This window comes from Terrilactibacillus laevilacticus (assembly GCF_006517395.1).
Classification (GTDB): domain Bacteria; phylum Bacillota; class Bacilli; order Bacillales; family Sporolactobacillaceae; genus Terrilactibacillus; species Terrilactibacillus laevilacticus.
Window position 1 is genome coordinate 54402 of the sequence record NZ_VDCY01000004.1, and the last position, 18202, is coordinate 72603.

General features: G+C 36.0%; 12 protein-coding genes. 6 read left to right on the top strand and 6 right to left on the bottom strand.

What is annotated here, in order from left to right:
• Positions 1–184: 184 nt before the first annotated feature.
• Positions 185–841, top strand: a complete 657-nt coding sequence (locus FG390_RS06720) for a Crp/Fnr family transcriptional regulator (protein WP_141190273.1) — start codon at positions 185–187, stop codon at positions 839–841.
• 383 nt (positions 842–1224) lie between these two features.
• Here the strand turns inward: FG390_RS06720 and FG390_RS06725 are convergent, their stop codons facing one another.
• From FG390_RS06725 to FG390_RS06735, 3 genes are all read right to left on the bottom strand, one after another.
• Positions 1225–2595, bottom strand: a complete 1371-nt coding sequence (locus tag FG390_RS06725; protein ID WP_141190274.1) for a methyl-accepting chemotaxis protein — start codon at positions 2593–2595, stop codon at positions 1225–1227.
• Between the two features lie 484 nt (positions 2596–3079).
• A complete protein-coding gene (locus FG390_RS06730; protein ID WP_141190275.1) occupies positions 3080–4087 on the bottom strand; it encodes a glycosyltransferase family 2 protein in 1008 nt (335 codons plus the stop codon).
• 14 nt (positions 4088–4101) lie between these two features.
• Entirely contained in the window at positions 4102–5805 is a 1704-nt protein-coding gene (locus FG390_RS06735) for a DUF6044 family protein (protein ID WP_141190276.1), read from the bottom strand.
• A 550-nt stretch (positions 5806–6355) separates the two neighbouring features.
• On the opposite strand from FG390_RS06735, the gene FG390_RS06740 reads away from it, so the two are divergent.
• The 3 genes from FG390_RS06740 (at position 6356) to FG390_RS06750 (ending at position 11600) form a co-directional block, all read left to right on the top strand.
• Positions 6356–7219, top strand: coding sequence for a formate/nitrite transporter family protein (locus FG390_RS06740; RefSeq protein ID WP_141190277.1), 864 nt, complete (start codon positions 6356–6358; stop codon positions 7217–7219).
• A gap of 156 nt (positions 7220–7375) precedes the next feature.
• The gene (locus FG390_RS06745) at positions 7376–7804 is read left to right on the top strand and encodes an acyl-CoA thioesterase (protein ID WP_141190278.1); all 429 of its coding nucleotides are present in this window, start codon (positions 7376–7378) and stop codon (positions 7802–7804) included.
• A gap of 658 nt (positions 7805–8462) precedes the next feature.
• Entirely contained in the window at positions 8463–11600 is a 3138-nt protein-coding gene (locus tag FG390_RS06750) for an efflux RND transporter permease subunit (protein ID WP_141190279.1), read from the top strand.
• 50 nt (positions 11601–11650) lie between these two features.
• Here the strand turns inward: FG390_RS06750 and alsR are convergent, their stop codons facing one another.
• Positions 11651–12547 (bottom strand): acetoin biosynthesis transcriptional regulator AlsR, encoded by an 897-nt coding sequence (gene alsR / locus FG390_RS06755; RefSeq protein ID WP_141190280.1) that lies wholly within the window; start codon positions 12545–12547, stop codon positions 11651–11653.
• A 549-nt stretch (positions 12548–13096) separates the two neighbouring features.
• On the opposite strand from alsR, the gene alsS reads away from it, so the two are divergent.
• Both alsS and budA read left to right on the top strand, forming a co-directional pair.
• Positions 13097–14788: an acetolactate synthase AlsS gene (alsS, locus tag FG390_RS06760; RefSeq protein WP_141190281.1), complete on the top strand. Its 1692-nt coding sequence runs from the start codon at positions 13097–13099 to the stop codon at positions 14786–14788.
• A gap of 20 nt (positions 14789–14808) precedes the next feature.
• Positions 14809–15564, top strand: a complete 756-nt coding sequence (gene budA, locus FG390_RS06765) for an acetolactate decarboxylase (protein WP_141190282.1) — start codon at positions 14809–14811, stop codon at positions 15562–15564.
• A gap of 195 nt (positions 15565–15759) precedes the next feature.
• Here the strand turns inward: budA and FG390_RS06770 are convergent, their stop codons facing one another.
• Positions 15760–16848: a GerAB/ArcD/ProY family transporter gene (locus FG390_RS06770; RefSeq protein ID WP_141190283.1), complete on the bottom strand. Its 1089-nt coding sequence runs from the start codon at positions 16846–16848 to the stop codon at positions 15760–15762.
• Between the two features lie 32 nt (positions 16849–16880).
• Positions 16881–17966 carry a GerAB/ArcD/ProY family transporter gene (locus FG390_RS06775; protein ID WP_141190284.1) on the bottom strand — a complete coding sequence of 362 codons (1086 nt, stop codon included), beginning with the start codon at positions 17964–17966 and terminating at the stop codon, positions 16881–16883.
• Positions 17967–18202 lie beyond the last annotated feature (236 nt).

The following is an 18202-nucleotide window of genomic DNA, read 5'->3' on the forward strand; positions in this document are numbered from 1 at the left end:
TCGAAGGATATTCGTGAAGTAACGCTCATCACTACGGCTTCGCCTTCTTGGCAACTCGATGCTTAATCGAAGAAGATTATGCTAGTTGCTCGTTACTGGTACCCTTGAATACTATCTTACCAGTGTAAAAAAGATCGGATTTTGACATATTTTTAAGGTCTTATCAATGATGGGGGGGGATTTGTTGGATAATAGAGTTTTAAAAGAATATGTTGAAAAAAAACGTTTACCAATTGTTCAAAAGAGATATCATAAGTATTTAACCTTTGAAGGTGTAGAGGATTGTTATACTTATATTTTGAGGAGTGGTGTTGTAAAGGCAAGTGTAATTACTAATGATGGTCGCGAATTTAATCTTAGATACATTAGAGATCTTGAAATTGTTTCAATATTAAGGGATGAGTATTCACAATTTATTGATTCACCATACAATATCCGCGTTGAATCAGAGTCAGCTGAATTTTATCGAATAAATCGTGTGGAATTTTGGAAGGATATTAATGAAAGCTCAGAATTCCAACGTTACGTAAAAGACTTCTATAGATACCGTTTACTTTATGTTATGAAGAAAATGCAACAGATGTTGTTAAATGGTAAATTAGGTGCTGTTTGTACACAACTTTACGATTTGTGTGATCTTTTTGGTGTTCGAACACCTGATGGGATGATGATTGATTTTCAAGTTACGAATGAAGAAATTGCAAAGTTCTGCGGCATATCAACAGCAAGTAGTGTTAGCAGAATTCTAAAACAATTGAAGCATAATGGTATTATAACCATTAAAGATCATCGAATAATTATTACTAACATGGAACTATTAGAGGATAATATTATATTTTGATTTCCAACCCCGTGTTACTAACGAGGGTCTTTTCTTTTATAGAGGTATTCCAAAGATCACATCAGAATATACTAAGTCATCGAGGATTTTTATTTAGGAATCCCATGGATTTATGTATTGAAAAACAAATGGAACACTTACAGAACAAGGGAGGAGGGATATTGAACAACCAAAAAGACTGGATCGAATAGTGTCCAGTCCGAATTTTTATTGAAATAACTAATTGAATTTATGGTGTTTCGCCTGCCGCTCTTTCTTCAATCTGTTTACCGTTCGGAAACGACTATTTAGCAATTGGTATCAGCTGCAAATGCTATGTATAATGCACCAAAAAAGTAGCCTCCAAAGGTTTTTTAATTCGTTAATTTTAATTAAACTCATTATTAGACCGTAATATCAGCTCCAAGTACTCCAATAACTTGGTCATTATCTACAATCGGTAAGGATAGAGTGACACAATTTCTTTTAGTTAGAACAGAAATATATGGATCGGAGACATAACTTTCCCCTTTCATGGCCTCCTTAAACCAAGAACGTGCTTTTCCATTAACTAGGGCTGCGGGTGGATTTGAAAAAATAAACGTACCGTCTGAACGATTTGACCAAATTGCTTCAACATCAGTTTCATTTTTAAAAAATTTCATGAGATAAAGGCTATGTTCTGCTTTTTGTAATCTATTCAGGTTATTTGAATTTACGAGATCTTTCATCTTAATTTGGAGTCGTTTGCTGAGTTCTTGGTTAATTTCAATGTTAACCTGTTTATTATCTTTTTTAATCGACTTATGTAACTCTTTCGAAGTGTCAGTTAAAGCGGAACTGAGGGTCACCATTTGATCGATGCTTTGATACTGTTTATTGATATCCTCTTCCACCTTGTCGACATGGATTTTACTTATCTCTGTCATATCTGATATGTGATGTATAAACTCACTAACTTCTTGAATGTTTGATGTTTGTTGATCAACGGCTTCGAGCGACTCAGAACTTAGCGTTGTCATTTTATTTAAGTTCGTCTTTAAAATTTCCAATCGATTAAAAACATTGTTTAATCCACTAACTCCCGTATCTATTTGCCCTGTTTCTGTGTGAACCATGTCTGTGGAATGGTAGATATCCTTATTGATCAGATTAATATTAATATGTGTTTCTTCAACAGCTTCATTCGTTTGCTCCGCTAATTTTCCAATTTCTTTGGCGACAACTGAGAAACCGCGTCCATGCTCACCAGCTCTAGCTGCTTCAATAGCAGCATTTAACGCTAATATACTTGTTTGTTGCGAAATGCTCCCAATCGTTTCAATAATCCCGTTAATCGTCTTTGAATGTTGGACGAGCTTATCCATTTGTTTAATTAGCGTATCGTGGCTTTTTAAGAGTTGATTCATTTGTGACTTTAAACCTTTGAGCGCATCCCATGAAATGGTTAAGTTTTGATAGATTGTCTGACTGTCCGTTTGAACTTCTTCAACAACTGAAGAGATTTTGCGTGCGGAATTTTTGATCATTTGCATCCGTTCAGTCACTTGAACGGTATAATGCGCTGTTTTTGTTGTATGTTCTTTTAATTCTGAAGTGCTTTCTCTACTTGAATTAGAAGCCATTTCTAATGTTTCTGTCGTTACCTTCATTTCTTCATTAACGGCGAGTAATTGGTCTATCGTAACTTGGATCTGACTATTTAAGTCTTCTTTAGGCTCCAAATCCGGTTGATTTTGAGTTTTTGATTTCTCACGTGGTTTTAGTATAAACATGGGCAAACCTCCGGTACTTATTTTTAGTAAATAGGTCCTACATCAGACTTTTCAATAATTATATTATAACATCAAAATACAAAATATTCGATAAATTGTTGATATAACTTATTAATTGGGACCTTTAGACCTGTTGATTTTTTACAGGTTATGATATTTCCTATGGATTTTATCTATTTGGTCCTATTATCCAAGGTTGATATCGATAAGAACGGATCGGGAGGGATGTGCTAAAGAAAACTTGCCGATTGCGGGATCCTATAAGGCGGGGACAGAGCCTACTTTATACCTTGAATTTTTAGATTTTTTTACAGTGCTAAAAAAAACACGTTCAAAATCATTGAACGTGTCGAATTATTACTTAACAAGCCCTGAAAGAAATCCTTCCTGGAAGGAACGTGAAGGTTGTACGATTGAATAGGAAGCGGTCATTCACTTTATACGAATAAAAATCACATTAATAATTTTAGTCCGAATCAACTCATTACCTTATTCTTGTTTTCTTTACGATCGGAGTAGGTACTTTTCGTTCTTTAAAAGCAGAACTAAACAGGTCATTTTCTACGGAAAATCGTGGTCGATGCTTGGTTTCTTCATAGATTTTACCTATGTATTCACCGATGAGTCCTACGCTAATGAGGAGAAGCCCTCCTAAAAACCATAATGAGATCATAATGGAAGTCCATCCTGAATCAGTATGGCCAAAAAATTTAGCAAACAAGGCATAAACTCCAAAGAGACTACTTAAGAAAAAGGCCATAATACCAACGGTCATAATTAAACGAATAGGCACTATGCTAAAAGATGTAATACCATTAAAAGCGAACGATAGCATTTTTTTAAGGGGATACTTTGTCTCACCGGCCATGCGCTCTTTCCGATCATATTGAACTTCAGTTGACGTTAGGCCAAGAAGAGGAATAATTCCACGTAAGAACATGTTTTGTTCACCGTAACGCGAGAGTTCTTTTAGAGCCTTTTTGCTAAGTAAACGAAAATCTGCATGGTTGTAGACCATCTTAATACCGAGCTTCGTCATAAAACGGTAAAATCCTTGCGCTGTATTTCGTTTAAAGAAGGAATCGGTTTGCCTGCTTCTGCGAACGCCATAAACAATATCATAACCTTCTTGATAACGCTCGACAAACGTCCGTATAACTTGGATATCATCTTGAAGATCTGCGTCGATCGTAATAATACAGTCCGAATGTTTACCAGCCACTTGCAGTCCAGCTAATAGAGCGTTTTGATGCCCAAAATTACGTGTAAGTTTCAATCCCGTAAGGTAAGTCGATTTTTTAACTAAAGCTTCTATAAGAGCCCACGTGTGGTCTCGGCTTCCATCGTCAATAAATAGTATTTTACTGTCTGGCTGAATAAGATTATCCTTAATTAAAGAGGTAAGGACTCTCAACAGCTGATTGGATGTCTCTTGTAGAACTTCTTCCTCATTGCAACAAGGGACTGCGATGGTCAATAATGGTTTATTCATAGTATGTTAACCTCCTATTCTGGATGAACCTGATACAAATATATTTTCCAAGCTGTGGATGAGGCTGCATCGCGAAACGTTTTTAATAAACTTAGATGATTGTGATGAGCGTTCAAAATAGGGACCGATGATATCACATAGCGACCTCCCATACGCCATAGGGCTCTTGTATTCAAATTCAAGTGTTTAACTTTCTTTTTCGAATAACTTCTGTAATCGTATTTTTTACCTAACTCGGATGAGAAAAGATAGACACGATTACCCCAAGTGTCATAGTATTTTTTCAATGATGCTTTTTTATCCAGCTCACTCGCAATAATTTTTCTAAATTCATATTTGTAGCTTAACGGATAGTAGTTGTTATACGAATCTAACGTATAGAATCCATTATATTGAGCGATGGATGGATGAAGCCCAAGACTAATGACTCGATAGGACGACGGGTTTTTTCCTATGTATTTTTTAATGTCTTGAAATTGGTTAACGGCAAAAAATTGTTTCACGGTTGGTTGATTTTTATATAGAAAAGCATCATTGAAATAAAAGAGAATACCTATCTGAGCGATGAGGAGGAGGACAACAAGTTGTCGTCCATACTTTCCTATTTTCCACAGTATTCCCAATCCTATTGCGAAACTTACATAAATAACTAACGGTCTGAGAAAATGAAATCGCGCAAAGTTAAAGGTTCTTAAAAAAGTAAAATGTTCCTTAATCGGTCTCCAACCTTTAAAAAACCAAAAGGCATACCAAGTTGATAGAGCGAAATTGAGTATAAATAAAAGAATGAAGCTTTTTTCCTCTTTCCATTTTCTGTTTATAAGAATGAGTCCCAGAATGACCAGTGTTAAAGGCAAGATAATGAAGGTATGCATGGTTAAATCATGTGTATGACCAATAATAAAGTTTTTGAAGGTTAAGCGCACGGTACTTGCTAAGCTCAACCGTGAAGATACGAATTCTTGACGACTATTAGGGACACCTTTAATGACAAGTGAAGACATCAGTCGATAGCCAACAATGAGATAAAGAGTCGTCATCAAACAAAGACTCCCAAAGAACGGAAGATTAAATCGTTTCTTGGTCATCAAATCATACAACCACAATATCCCAATAGCTGTTAAAAAGAAGAAGAAGCCAAGCACAAAACTAGAATAAAAAGGCAGTAAAATAATGGTGAGCCAATGTTTCCAATGGCCACCTCCTGAACGAATACTTAAAAAGGCCCATAAAGCGAGTGGCATCCCTAGAGTGCTTAGCATACCTGAAGGCCAAAATGGCGTTAAAGCAAAGCAAACGGAGACAAAGGCATTTATTATTCGCATTTTTTTATCTTTTAGGACATGTGTTTTTAGAAGTAGATACATACCTATAAAAGCAAAGATACGCGTCAATGTTTGACTGATTGCATATGCAACCATCGTTGGAAATAAGACATATAACCAAACAATGAGACTAAATTCCGATTCTAATGCTCCGCGTGGCAAGGTTCCATTCATGATTTGTGGAATGGTGGCATCTAACGGGGCAAAGAGTTGACCGCTATTAATAAGTGTTCTATACCAAGCCACATTGGAATCTAAATTATCATGAACTCGAACGTGCGTGTTTTCGCCGAATATGTACAAAGGTAATAGATAAATCGCAATAATACAAAAGGATATCAGTAAAATGATTTTTTCATTATTTTCGAATTTAGATAAGAACCGGTTACTCAAATCATTCAACACCTACTTTAAAAAAATCGAAACATTTTCTAGTCATTGTATCTAGATTACTACCCAATGGGTAAAGTGTGGATAATATGCATAACATATCCAATATAAAAATGTTTTTATCCTTAATATAGGATAAAATAAAGAAATCTATACTCTTGATTTCTTTTAAATTTATAAAAAGAACAACTAAACTCAAAAATACAACCATATGAAACCGTTTAATAAAATTAAATTTGACAGAAATCGTAACATCATGAAAAGGGTATTGAAAATCAGAGTGAAAAGGAGTATTTTCTATACATACGGTACGTGAAACAATTCACATATACCAACCTCAGATTAATCTATAATCTAAAATGATCAGATGACAAGACGTTTATTTTTTTGGTATAATTTGTGAAAAAATTCACAATACACTATGTCGATATTAATAGTTTTATATGTGAAACGAATCACAAAGTTATATTTTATTGTAAGATGTGAAATAATTCACAAATTATTTTTGCTATCAAATGTGAAATAATTCACAAAAATGAAAAGGGGAAATAAAATGCATGAATCGATAGAAAAAGCAGTTCAATCCGCAGTGTTCAAAAAAAATATTCTTGATTCTTCAATATTACAATATATTATTCGGGCTAGTTTAGCAGGTGTGTTCATAGGTCTTGCCATTGTTCTATGTTTCAAAATAGGAGACAGTTTTAACATTGTTCATTCACCAGCAACGACCTTAATGAGCGGAATTTTCTTTGGTATTGCCCTTATTCTTATCATTTATGGTGGTGGAGAACTATTTACAGGAAATACGATGTTTTTCACCATTAGTACATTGAAAAAAGAAACACAAATTCGTGATTTAATAAGAAACTGGGTATTTTGTTTTGGAGGAAATGCCATTGGTGCTATTCTATTTGCACTCGTATTTTCGAGAACTGGAATTTTTGATCAATTGGCACCCAATCACCTTTTGTTTGAAGTTGTTAACAGAAAAATGCACCTCCCAATTGATCAATTATTTTTTCGTGCCATATTCTGTAACTGGCTCGTTTGTTTAGCAATCTGGATTCCTATGCAATTAAAAAGCGATGCAGCGAAACTTATGGCCATTATTTTACTAGTATTTACTTTCTTTGCATCAGGTTATGAACACTCTATTGCTAACCTATCCTTATTCTCATTGGCGTTATCTATTGCTCATCCAGCATCTATAACGTTACAAGGCGCTCTATATAATATCATCCCAGTTACGTTAGGTAATATTTTGGGCGGAGGATTATTTGTAGGTGCGGTGTATTACTACCTCTCAAAAGGAGAAATGTTGGCAGCTAAAAAACAAGCAGAACCATCGGCGAGTAACGTTGTTGAAAAAGAAACTCAACCGGAACTTACACCAGAACTTCTTTTACCAGAATAACCTTAACCTTGCGAAAATACCACAGCGATCGGATCTGTGGTATTTTTAATTTTTCTAAGACATCTTTTGATAGTTATATAACACCTTCATAATAAAAGTGCTATCATTACTAATGATGGTTTCTTTTAATATACTGAGTCAGAGGAGGAAATATAGATGATATCGACAGAAATCATGGTTCGGTTTAATGATTGTGATTCGTTGGGACATGTCAATAATGCCGTGTATTATACCTATTTTGAAGAGGGGAAAAGGGCCATATTTGAATTGTTTAATCCAAGTTTAAACCTTGACGAGTGGAATATTATTGTTGCTTCAACTCATTGTGACTATATTCATGAAATAAAATATGGAGAAACAGTGACTGTACTAACGTGGATTGGTAGACTTGGTCGTTCAAGTTTTGATGCTGAACATGCCATCATAGATAAAAATGGTGAGTGTCGTGCTCGTGGGCGTGTGACTTTACTTGGTTTTGATTTTATAAGTAGGAAGTCGGTACCATTATCTGATTCAATACGTCAACAACTAGAAAAACATATGGATCAACCTAAGAATGTACCTGACTTACGATCTATTAAATAAATATATAGTGGTAGAAAGCTTACTTTTCAAAGTCCTCTAGAATGCAAAGTAAATACATAAATAAAAAAACTGGGAAAACACCCGGTTTTTCTTTATTAGTACTAAAAATACGACTTAAGTTGTATGTTGAATTAAATCGACAGCTGCATACGTCATTTAATTCTTTTATAGATAATAATGAGGTATGATCTTACGTTTAGTTAAGTAATAGGAAACTTTTTTAGGAGGAGAAACGTATATGCTGTTATAAAAAAAGAGAATACATAGTTATATTAATGTGTTGTTCATATCCTGTTCATATTTCTCTTGTATAGTAGAAAACATAGTCTGTTCGTTATTTTAAAAGGTTGTTCAAAAAGTCACAAAAGGATAAGCTGCGAATCCTCGGCGCCTGCTTGTTTTTCCGGTCCTCATGTAGTGGATCAAGAGGATCTCTAAACGCTCAACGTGTGGCTGGCGCCTGAAGCTACCACATCATGTGGAATGCCGGTCCAAAGAAAAATGACGCCGCTCTTAGCCACCAACGCCAAGGACAGGCTAGTACAAGCGTTTCTTGCAGGATGCCAGCGTACTTAGCCAGTAACCCTTTTCATTTGTCACCTTTTTGAACAAGCACTTTAATATGAAAAATTAGATTCTATTACCCGAGGTGAAAAGATTGAAGTCCATTATTAATTTTTCGACAAAGAATAAGTATGCCCTTTGGCTACTTACTATTATTGTTGTGGTTGCTGGATTATATTCTGGTTCTAAGATGAAGATGGAAACCATGCCAAATATGAGTTTTCCAGTCCTTACTATAACCACGATGTATCCAGGAGGAACACCAACTGATATTGATGAGAAAATTACGACACCGATTGAACAGAGAGTCAGTCATTTATCAGGAGTTGAGAATGTCAGCTCTACTACAAATGCCAACGTCTCTTCCATCCAAGTTGAGTACAACTACGACACAGACATGGATAAAGCTGTTACAGATGTAAAAGAAACTGTTGATAAAATCGATTTACCAGATAATGTGGAAAAGCCAAATGTGTCTAAAATTAATTTTAATGCTTTTCCTGTTCTTAGTGTCAGTGTTTCTAATAAAAATGCATCTCTTTCTGAATTAACATCTAAAGTAGAAGATGATTTGGTCCCTACTCTTGAAGGAATAGATGGTATCTCAACTGTTACCGTTTCAGGCCAAGAACAGCGTCAAGTCCTTTTAACTTTCAATGATAAGAAATTAAGACAATATGGTTTAACTCAAGATACAGTAACCAATATGATTAAGGGAGCCAAGGTATCCGCGCCGCTCGGTTTATATACCATTGGAAACCAAGAACAATCATTGGCTGTGAATGGAGATATTAATACGCTCCATGACTTAGAAAATATCGAAATACCTGTACAGGGTCAAATGCAACAAACTCAGGGTGCAGGGCAAGGTCAAATGCAGGGGCAAGGTGCCTCGCAAAGTCAAGTAAAGCCTACGCAATTACCAACAGTCACCTTGAAAGATGTGGCTAAACTTAAACTTGATAAAAAAGCTGAATCAATATCACGAACAAATGGTCAAGAGTCTATCGGAGTATCCATTGTCAAAGCAGATGATGCCAACACGGTAGATGTCGTAAAGGAAGCCAAAGCGAAGTTAAAAAAATTCAGCAAAGACAACAGTGGCATTCACACCGTTAATATGTATGATCAGGCAAAACCAATCCAAGATTCGGTTAAAACAATGATTGAAAAGGCCATACTTGGTGCCATTTTTGCCGTTATCATTATCTTGTTGTTCTTGAGAAATATTCGATCAACGATTATTTCCGTCTTTTCGATTCCATTATCCCTATTAATGTCACTCATCGTTCTCAAACAAATGGATGTCACATTAAACATCATGACACTCGGTGCCATGACGGTGGCGATTGGCCGTGTTGTGGATGACTCTATTGTGGTTATCGAGAATATTTATAGGCGATTAACTTTATCTACTGAGAAACTTAAAGGTACGGAATTGATTCGTGAAGCCACACGTGAGATGTTCATCCCAATTATGTCATCGACCATCGTAACGATTGCCGTGTTCCTGCCTATGGCCTTAGTGAGCGGCGTTGTTGGACAAATATTTTTACCATTTGCCTTAACGATTGTGTGTTCACTTCTTGCCTCTTTACTTGTAGCCATAACGATCGTTCCAATGTTAGCTGATTCGTTATTTAAAAATGGGGTAAAGAAAGCTAAAGAACACAAAGAAACAGGAAAGTTATCATCATTCTATAAACGTGTTTTAAATGGGGCGTTAAATCATAAACTGATCACCTTTGGGGTTGCGATTTTGGCCCTTATTGGAAGTTTGTTCTTAGTACCTAAGATTGGTTTTAGTTTCTTAGCATCAGATTCTGAAAAGATGTTGACGTTGACTTATAACCCTGATCCTGGCGAGCGACTCAGTGACGTTCGGGACGTGGCTTTAAAAGCCGAAAAATATCTAGAAGATAATAAATACATGACAAAAATGCAGTATTCAGTAGGCGGTGAAAATCCAATGAATCCTGCAGCTTCTAATCAAGCCTTATTCTATGTTATGTATAAGAAAGATACACCTAATTTCGATAAATTAGCAGATAAAACAATGAAAGATCTTGCTAAGATATCCAATAAAGGCAAATGGGGTCAAGAAGACATGGGGGGAGGAACGAGCGGAAGCAATAATACGTTAACTCTCTATGTTTACGGAGATTCCATGGAGCAAATTAAACCAATTGTAGAGCAAGTCGAATCAAAAATGAAACAGCAAAAGGATTTAACAAATATTGATTCGAGTCTCTCTGAAGCCTATAATCAATTTAATCTTGTTGTGGATAAAGATAAGTTAAGTCAGTTAGGTTTAACAGCCGGGCAGGTTGCCGGGGCTTTAGCGAATACAGGAGAAAGTCAAGCTCTAACAACGATTGAACAAAATGGTAAAGAACTTAATGTGTACGTTCAAAATGCCAAAACATCGTACAAAGATATTAATGATGTTATGTCAAAAACATTAACGTCTCCACTTGGGATGGAAGTACCAATTAAAGATGTCGTAAAAGTAGAAAAAGGAAAAACAGCGAATTCGTTAACGAAACGTAATGGGAAGTTTAGTGCTCAAGTATCTGCCAAAGTGACATCGGCTGATGTGAGTCGCGCGACAAGCGACTTGAAAGCAAAAGTAGATAAAATCAAAACACCGAATCATGCAAGTATTTCATTTGGCGGTGTTACAGAGCAAATGAATGAATCGTTTTCCCAATTGGGCATGGCCATTTTAGCTGCTATAGCCATTGTCTATTTTGTTCTTGTTGTAACTTTTGGTGGCGGACTTGCACCATTCGCCATTCTCTTCTCCTTACCGTTCACGATAATAGGTGGTTTAATAGCCCTCTTTATCTCAGGTGAAACGATTAGTGTATCGGCCATGATTGGTGTACTCATGTTGATCGGCATTGTCGTAACAAATGCGATTGTATTAATCGATCGAGTCATTCATATGGAGCGGGCAGGTTTACCAACAAGGGAAGCCTTGCTAGAAGCCGGCGCGACACGTTTACGTCCGATCTTAATGACAGCTATAGCAACCATTGGTGCGCTCATTCCGCTTGCCATTGGAGCTGAAGGAAGTGGCGGTCTTATATCCAAAGGTCTTGGTGTAACGGTTATCGGTGGTATCACGAGTTCAACATTACTCACACTTGTTGTCGTCCCAATTGTCTACGAGTTTTTAATGAAAATGAGTCACCGTAAAGGCAAGAAAAAGAAAGCTATTGAAGAATAAAAATGAGGAGGCTGACGTTTTAATGTCAGCCTCCTTTACTTTAAAAAGACTTAATCGATCATATATTTTTGCCCAATTTCTTTTGAAATATCAATGAAACGTTTTAGGGATGGGTTTTCGTCTGTTTTACGATAAGCAACTGAAAGAATTGCATTTAAAGGATAATCCTCAATTTCCTTATATACGACGTCTAAATTAAAATTTTTCTCTGCAGTGCTTGGAACAACACCTATGCCAATACCAGCGGAAACGAGTCCAAGAACCATTTGATATTCATTTGCTTCCTGAACAATCTTAGGTGTAAACCCAGCATCTTGAAAAAGAGAAACAAAATCATCATACAAAGCGGGCCAAATATCACGAGACACAACAATGAATGGTATATCGACAAGATCCTTGAGATAAATAGCTTCTTTTTTAGCTAGTGGATGATTTTTTGGCATTGATAAGGCACATTTCCCACGTAGTAAAATTTCTGTAGTAATCATGGAACTGTTTATGGGAGGGTGTACCATACCAATATCTAAATAACCGTCATGCAAGGCTTTGATTTGATCTGGAGTCGATAATTCCTGAAGTTCAATAGAAACATCAGGAAATTTTCGCCTGAATTCACGGACGATATCTGGAAGGATGTCATAGGTTGCAGAACCTACAAAACCAACCGCTATATGCCCAATTTCCCCGCGTTGTGCCCGTTGAGCTGTATCAACCGCTTGATCCAGTAATGATAAGGCTTGTTTTGCATCGTTTAAAAACATTTTTCCTGCTGTAGTAAGTTCAACATGTCTCTTTGTCCGTTTGAATAAATCAACACCAATTTCATTTTCCAACTGTTTGATTTGTTGACTTAGTGGAGGTTGAGTCATTTGTAATCGCTCAGCTGCTCTTCCAAAATGAAGTTCTTCAGCAACAATAATAAAATAATGAAGGTGCCGTAATTCCATGTCACTACACTCCTAGTGTGTTTCTGTATGGTATAAGTTGTTACGAAAGATAAATTAAAAAGAGTCAATAATAAATAAGAATCTTTTATATTCGAGACTTAAATAAGCTTATTAGACATAATAAGCAATTTGGTTTAAAGGTTCTTTACCATCATACCGTTGGAACGAAACGTTTTACTTGAAAAAATGTAACAAATTTATTAAGGTAAACTTTTGCTTAATATTAATATAAATCTAAATCTGTAAAAAATATATAATAAATCTGATCATCAGACTTTTAATGTAAAAAAAAAGATAAAGTGCGTGTGATTAATACGTACTATGTATTAATAGTAATACAATGATATATTTGACGCAATACCATAGCCGTTGTAAAGTAAAGATGAAATTAATTATAGGATTCATTTATATCTAAACTCTGATTCTTAAGGTAAACATGTGGGTAGTACACACTAATGGCGTTTCATTCATCAGAGTTTCATGATCATTTGACTCCTATTTTAAATGGTACTCTGATCGATTTATATATCAAAAAGGAGGATTTTTGAAATGAGCAAAACTGAAAAAAAACAAGACAAAATTAAAAAAGCAAAAGGCGCAGATTTAGTTGTTGATACGTTAATTCAACAAGGCGTTAAGTACGTTTTTGGTATTCCAGGCGCGAAAATTGATTCGGTTTTTGACGTTTTAGAAGACCGCGGTCCAGAATTAATCGTTTGCCGTCATGAACAAAATGCGGCATTTATGGCTGCTGCCATGGGACGTTTAACAGGAAAACCAGGTGTTGTTTTAGTTACGTCAGGTCCTGGGGTCTCTAACCTTGCAACGGGCCTCGTTACAGCTAATGTAGAAAATGATCCCGTTGTTGCCTTAGGTGGTCAAGTTATAAGAGCTGATCGAAACAAAAGAACGCACCAATCTATGGATAACGCGGCCTTGTTCTCTTCTATTACAAAATTCAGTAAAGAAGTTGTTGACTCCGATAACATTCCAGAAGTTTTGACTAATGCTTTTAGAGAAGCATCATCTGGCCCGCAAGGTGCGGCTTTTGTCAGCTTACCACAAGATGTTACAGCTAACTCTACGACAGCTAAAGCAGTTGCACCGTCTCCTGAACCATTAATGGGTCCTGCGGCTGCTGAGTCCATCGACAAGGCTGTTAAGGCGATTCAAAATGCCAAACTTCCTGTTATTTTAGTCGGTCAAAGAGCAAGCAAACGCAAAGTCGTTGCTGCTGTACGTTCATTACTTAAAAAAATCTCTTTACCAGTTGTTGAAACTTTCCAAGCTGCTGGATTAATTTCAAGAGAACTTGAAGAACATTTCTATGGTCGTATTGGACTCTTCCGTAACCAACCTGGAGATATTCTAATTGAAAATTCGGATGTCCTTTTAACGATCGGTTATGATCCAGTTGAATATGATCCTAAGTTCTGGAATGCTGCTGGGGATCGCACATTGATTCATTTGGATGAACTTCATGCTGATATTGATCACGATTACCAACCTGAGATTGAACTTATCGGTGATATCGGTGCTACAGTAGATAGCATTAAAGAAAAGTTAACCCACTTGAACGTATCAGACGAAGGTTTGAAATTGATGGATGAATTACGTCAAAAAATCGTTGATCGCGATGAACCACCAGTACGTGAAGATTCTGACCTTGTACACCCATTACAATTCGTTCGTGATTTACGCGATTTAATTGATGATAATGTGACGGTGACTTGTGACGTGGGTTCTCACTATATCTGGATGGCAAGACATTTCCGTTCTTATGAACCACATCGTCTATTATTCAGTAATGGGATGCAAACGCTTGGTGTAGCGCTACCTTGGGCTATCGCAGCTGCCCTTGTTAACCCAGAAGAAAAAACGGTATCTATATCTGGGGATGGTGGATTCTTGTTCTCTGCTAACGAGTTGGAAACAGCGGTTCGTCTTAAATTGCCAATTGTCCATTTTGTATGGAGAGACGGAACGTATGACATGGTTGCCTTCCAACAAGTGATGAAATATGAAAGAACGGCTGGTGTTGATTTTGGATCAGTCGATGTCGTGAAATATGCTGAAAGCTTTGGCGCAAAAGGTATGCGTGTGAATAAACCAAGTGAATTACAAGATGTCATGAAAGAAGCACTTGCTTACCAAGATGGACCAGTTATTGTTGATGTGCCTATTGATTACAGTGAAAACATCGACCTAGCGAAAAAATTAATTCCAAACGCCTTAAACTAATTAACGAAAGGGGCTCCTTAATGAGTACATCTGTAAAACATGATCAGACGACTAATGTCTTAAAGAAATCATATGATACGGTCTATCAAGTTTCCACCATGTTGTCTTTACTTGATGGTGTCTATGAAGGGGAAACAACATTTGGGGATTTGAAACATCATGGCGATTTCGGTATCGGAACTTTTGATCGACTCGATGGGGAACTCATTGGTTTCGACAATGAATTTTACCGCGTCAGAGGAGATGGTACGGCAACGCCCCTAGTTGATGCCGATAGAAGTCCGTTCTGTTCGATGACTTATTTCAAGCCTGAGATCACACATAAAGTGGAACAAACCATGAATAAGAGTGACATTGAGCACTTAATTATGGATCTTGTTCCAAGTGAAAACTTGTTTTATGCTGTTCGATTTGACGGCGTGTTTAAACAAGTCAAAACGCGCACCGTTGTCTATCAAGAAAAACCATACGTGCCTATGTCAGAAGCCGTAGAATCACAGCCTATCTTCACATTTAACAACGTGAAGGGAACGATGGTTGGTTTTTGGACTCCGATGTATGCTCATGGGATTGCTGTAGGTGGTTTCCACCTTCACTTTATTGATGAAAATAGAACTAGCGGTGGTCATGTATTTGACTATGCGATTGACAATTGTACAATTCAAATTAATAAAAAACCTGAAATGAAATTACATCTTCCACAAGATGAAGGATTCTTAAAAGCAAATCTTGATCGTCCTGACATGGAAGCTGAAATGAAGAAAACAGAAGGGTAAAATAAAAATCTAGATAGGGTTTAGAACCTTATCTAGATTTTTTTTAAAAGGGTACCTGAATAAGACCTGAAAAACATATTCATACAAAAAAATGTATAAAATATTACATATTCCTTCTTAATAACATATTAGGGCATATAATATAACTATCAAAACCCCCTTAATATTGGCTAGTACCATTTTTCATCGTTGGTACTAGCTTTTTTTTATTAACTTTTTAATGAATATAAAAGATAAAATGAATAAAGGGAACAAGATCGTTCCTACAGTATCTAATGTATTTGTCAACGATCCACCATTTTGGAAAAAATCCGTTAAACTTGGGAATATCCATAGCGACAGGAAAAAGGACATAAAAGAAATCGGTAAAACGAGAGAGCGATAATCTGGTCCGCCCAAAAATTGCTTCAAAACATATGCGAACATAAACGAAAATGAAGCAATTTTAATAAAAATGCCAACAATCCAAATAGCCATAACAATGGCTTCGATATGTTCAAAATATCTGCCAAGTGAAACGTAACGGGTACTTACTACATAGGGGAAAAACCATTTATTAAAGGATTGACCCAAGACGAAAAAATCACAAAGTGTGATAAAAATGATGGTCAAAGTGGTTAACGTTAAACTAATATAACCTGCATGGAGAATCTTTTTTCTTGCAGATACGAAGGGTAAGAACATAGAAAGAAAAACAAATTCACTTAGCCATCCCATAGCGATGACCGATCCTTTTAAACCAGGGATTAATCCATTGGGAAACATCGGTAGTAAAAAGTCAACATGCATATCTGGAATTAAAGGCAAAGTGCTGAGTGAGACGCTAAAAAATAAAAGGGGAAAAAAGAAAGTAGCTGTTCTACAAATGACTTCAATGCCGCTTTTAACAGCGTAGGCACTCACGATTACCATAATACCGATTAGAACAAATTGGGGCGTGAATCGATAGAAATGTGTCACAATAAAATTACAATATTCTCTAAAAATATAAGCTGTAATATAGAGAAAAAATAATAAAAAACAGAGAGAAAGAACATAACCCAAAATACCCATTTCTTTTTTCATTATTTCTATGAAAGTTTTACCAGGAAATGTATTATTTAATATAACGACGGTTAAAACCATTAAGTAACCAAATAATGAACTTATGAGAAATGAAAACCAAAGATCTTGCTTAGCCAATTCAAATACACCGTAAGGGAGCATGAGACCTCCAGTTGTAACCGTGTCTATATATAGGACTAGCCCCATTTGAAAGGACGTAATGTTTACCGTTTTGGTCATCTTAAATCACCTCGCAAATCCATCATTTAGAGTTAATAAGCAGAATTTTTCTTTTTGAATAGAACAAAGCCCAATATAAACAAAGGATAACAAAGATTAACTAAAATGTTTATCGTATTAACTAATGGACTTCCTATTTTAAATAGATTTTGGCTACTTGGGTGAATCCATAAACTAAATAAAAATAATAAAAAGCTAATCGGTAAAGCATTCAATTTATAGGACGAAAGCCTGAGGAAAGTGGCTGAACTATGGACGATTATGAACAGATAAAAGGAAATCTTAACAAAAGCACCAACGATCCACATAGCCATAACCAAAGCTTCAATATGTTCAAGGAAACGACCAATAGAGATATACCTCACACTCACCATATAGGGATATAATGGAACACCTGTAAAAGCACTTAAGAATAACAAAATCGAAACAGTAAAAAACAGCAGTGTTATGAGGGTGATTGTCACCGTAATAAACCCATCTTTTAAGAAAGTTTTTGATTGACGAATAAAAGGCGTACACAGTGATATGAGTATAAATTCGCTAAACCAGGCTAAGGAAACCGAAGATCCACCCAGAGGTGGAATGAGCCCTTTATCTAAAATCGGAAGAAGATTTACAAATGACATCTCTGGAAAAGATAGAGAACTTCCAAGAGAAAAAAACAGTAAGATAAATGGAAGTGCGATTAACGCACAACGGCAGATGACTTCTATCCCATGATAAACGGCGAAACAACACACCATGACCATGCTTCCAATTATGATATAACGCGGCGTTTCTGGATAAAAATTTGTTGAAATAAAATTCGTATACTGTCTAACAAAATACGCTTCACAGTAAAAAGTAAGAATAATAAAAATAAACGTCAAAGCCCGCCCAAAATAAGGACTTAATGTTTCTTCGGTAATTTCTGTCAATGTTTTATTTTTAAAAGTATGAAGAAAAACGGTTATAACGATAATGGAAAAGTAACCAAATAATGAACCAATGATGATAGATAACCATAAATTAAGGCTCGCGATACGGTAAAGTTGTCGAGGCATCATTAACATCCCAGTGGTTATAATTCCAATATAGAGTGTGATTAATAATTGAAAACTGGTGGTTTTTTCTTTCAAAGTTCTTTCACCGCCTACTTACCTAAAATAGGGATTAGTGGTTTAAAAAGAAAAAGCATGATACGAGCGGGATTTAAGAGAGAATGAAAGAATAAAAAAGAGACCATGACACACCAGCAAATACCGAGTAACATAAAAAATACCTTCTTATCGTGTGTCTTTTGTAGGTTTTTCTTTTCAAAAAGATAGATGCCATATAGAACAAGACTATACCCTATAAGACTTATCCATTTCAT

Excerpts from the sequence above, each read along its gene's own strand:
- FG390_RS06725 (WP_141190274.1), bottom strand. The coding sequence starts at position 2,595 with ATGTTTATACTAAAACCACGTGAGAAATCAAAAACTCAAAATCAACCG.
- FG390_RS06730 (WP_141190275.1), bottom strand. The coding sequence starts at position 4,087 with ATGAATAAACCATTATTGACCATCGCAGTCCCTTGTTGCAATGAGGAA.
- FG390_RS06740 (WP_141190277.1), top strand. The coding sequence starts at position 6,356 with ATGCATGAATCGATAGAAAAAGCAGTTCAATCCGCAGTGTTCAAAAAA.
- FG390_RS06745 (WP_141190278.1), top strand. The coding sequence starts at position 7,376 with ATGATATCGACAGAAATCATGGTTCGGTTTAATGATTGTGATTCGTTG.
- alsR (WP_141190280.1), bottom strand. The coding sequence starts at position 12,547 with ATGGAATTACGGCACCTTCATTATTTTATTATTGTTGCTGAAGAACTT.
- alsS (WP_141190281.1), top strand. The coding sequence starts at position 13,097 with ATGAGCAAAACTGAAAAAAAACAAGACAAAATTAAAAAAGCAAAAGGC.
- budA (WP_141190282.1), top strand. The coding sequence starts at position 14,809 with ATGAGTACATCTGTAAAACATGATCAGACGACTAATGTCTTAAAGAAA.
- FG390_RS06770 (WP_141190283.1), bottom strand. The coding sequence starts at position 16,848 with ATGACCAAAACGGTAAACATTACGTCCTTTCAAATGGGGCTAGTCCTA.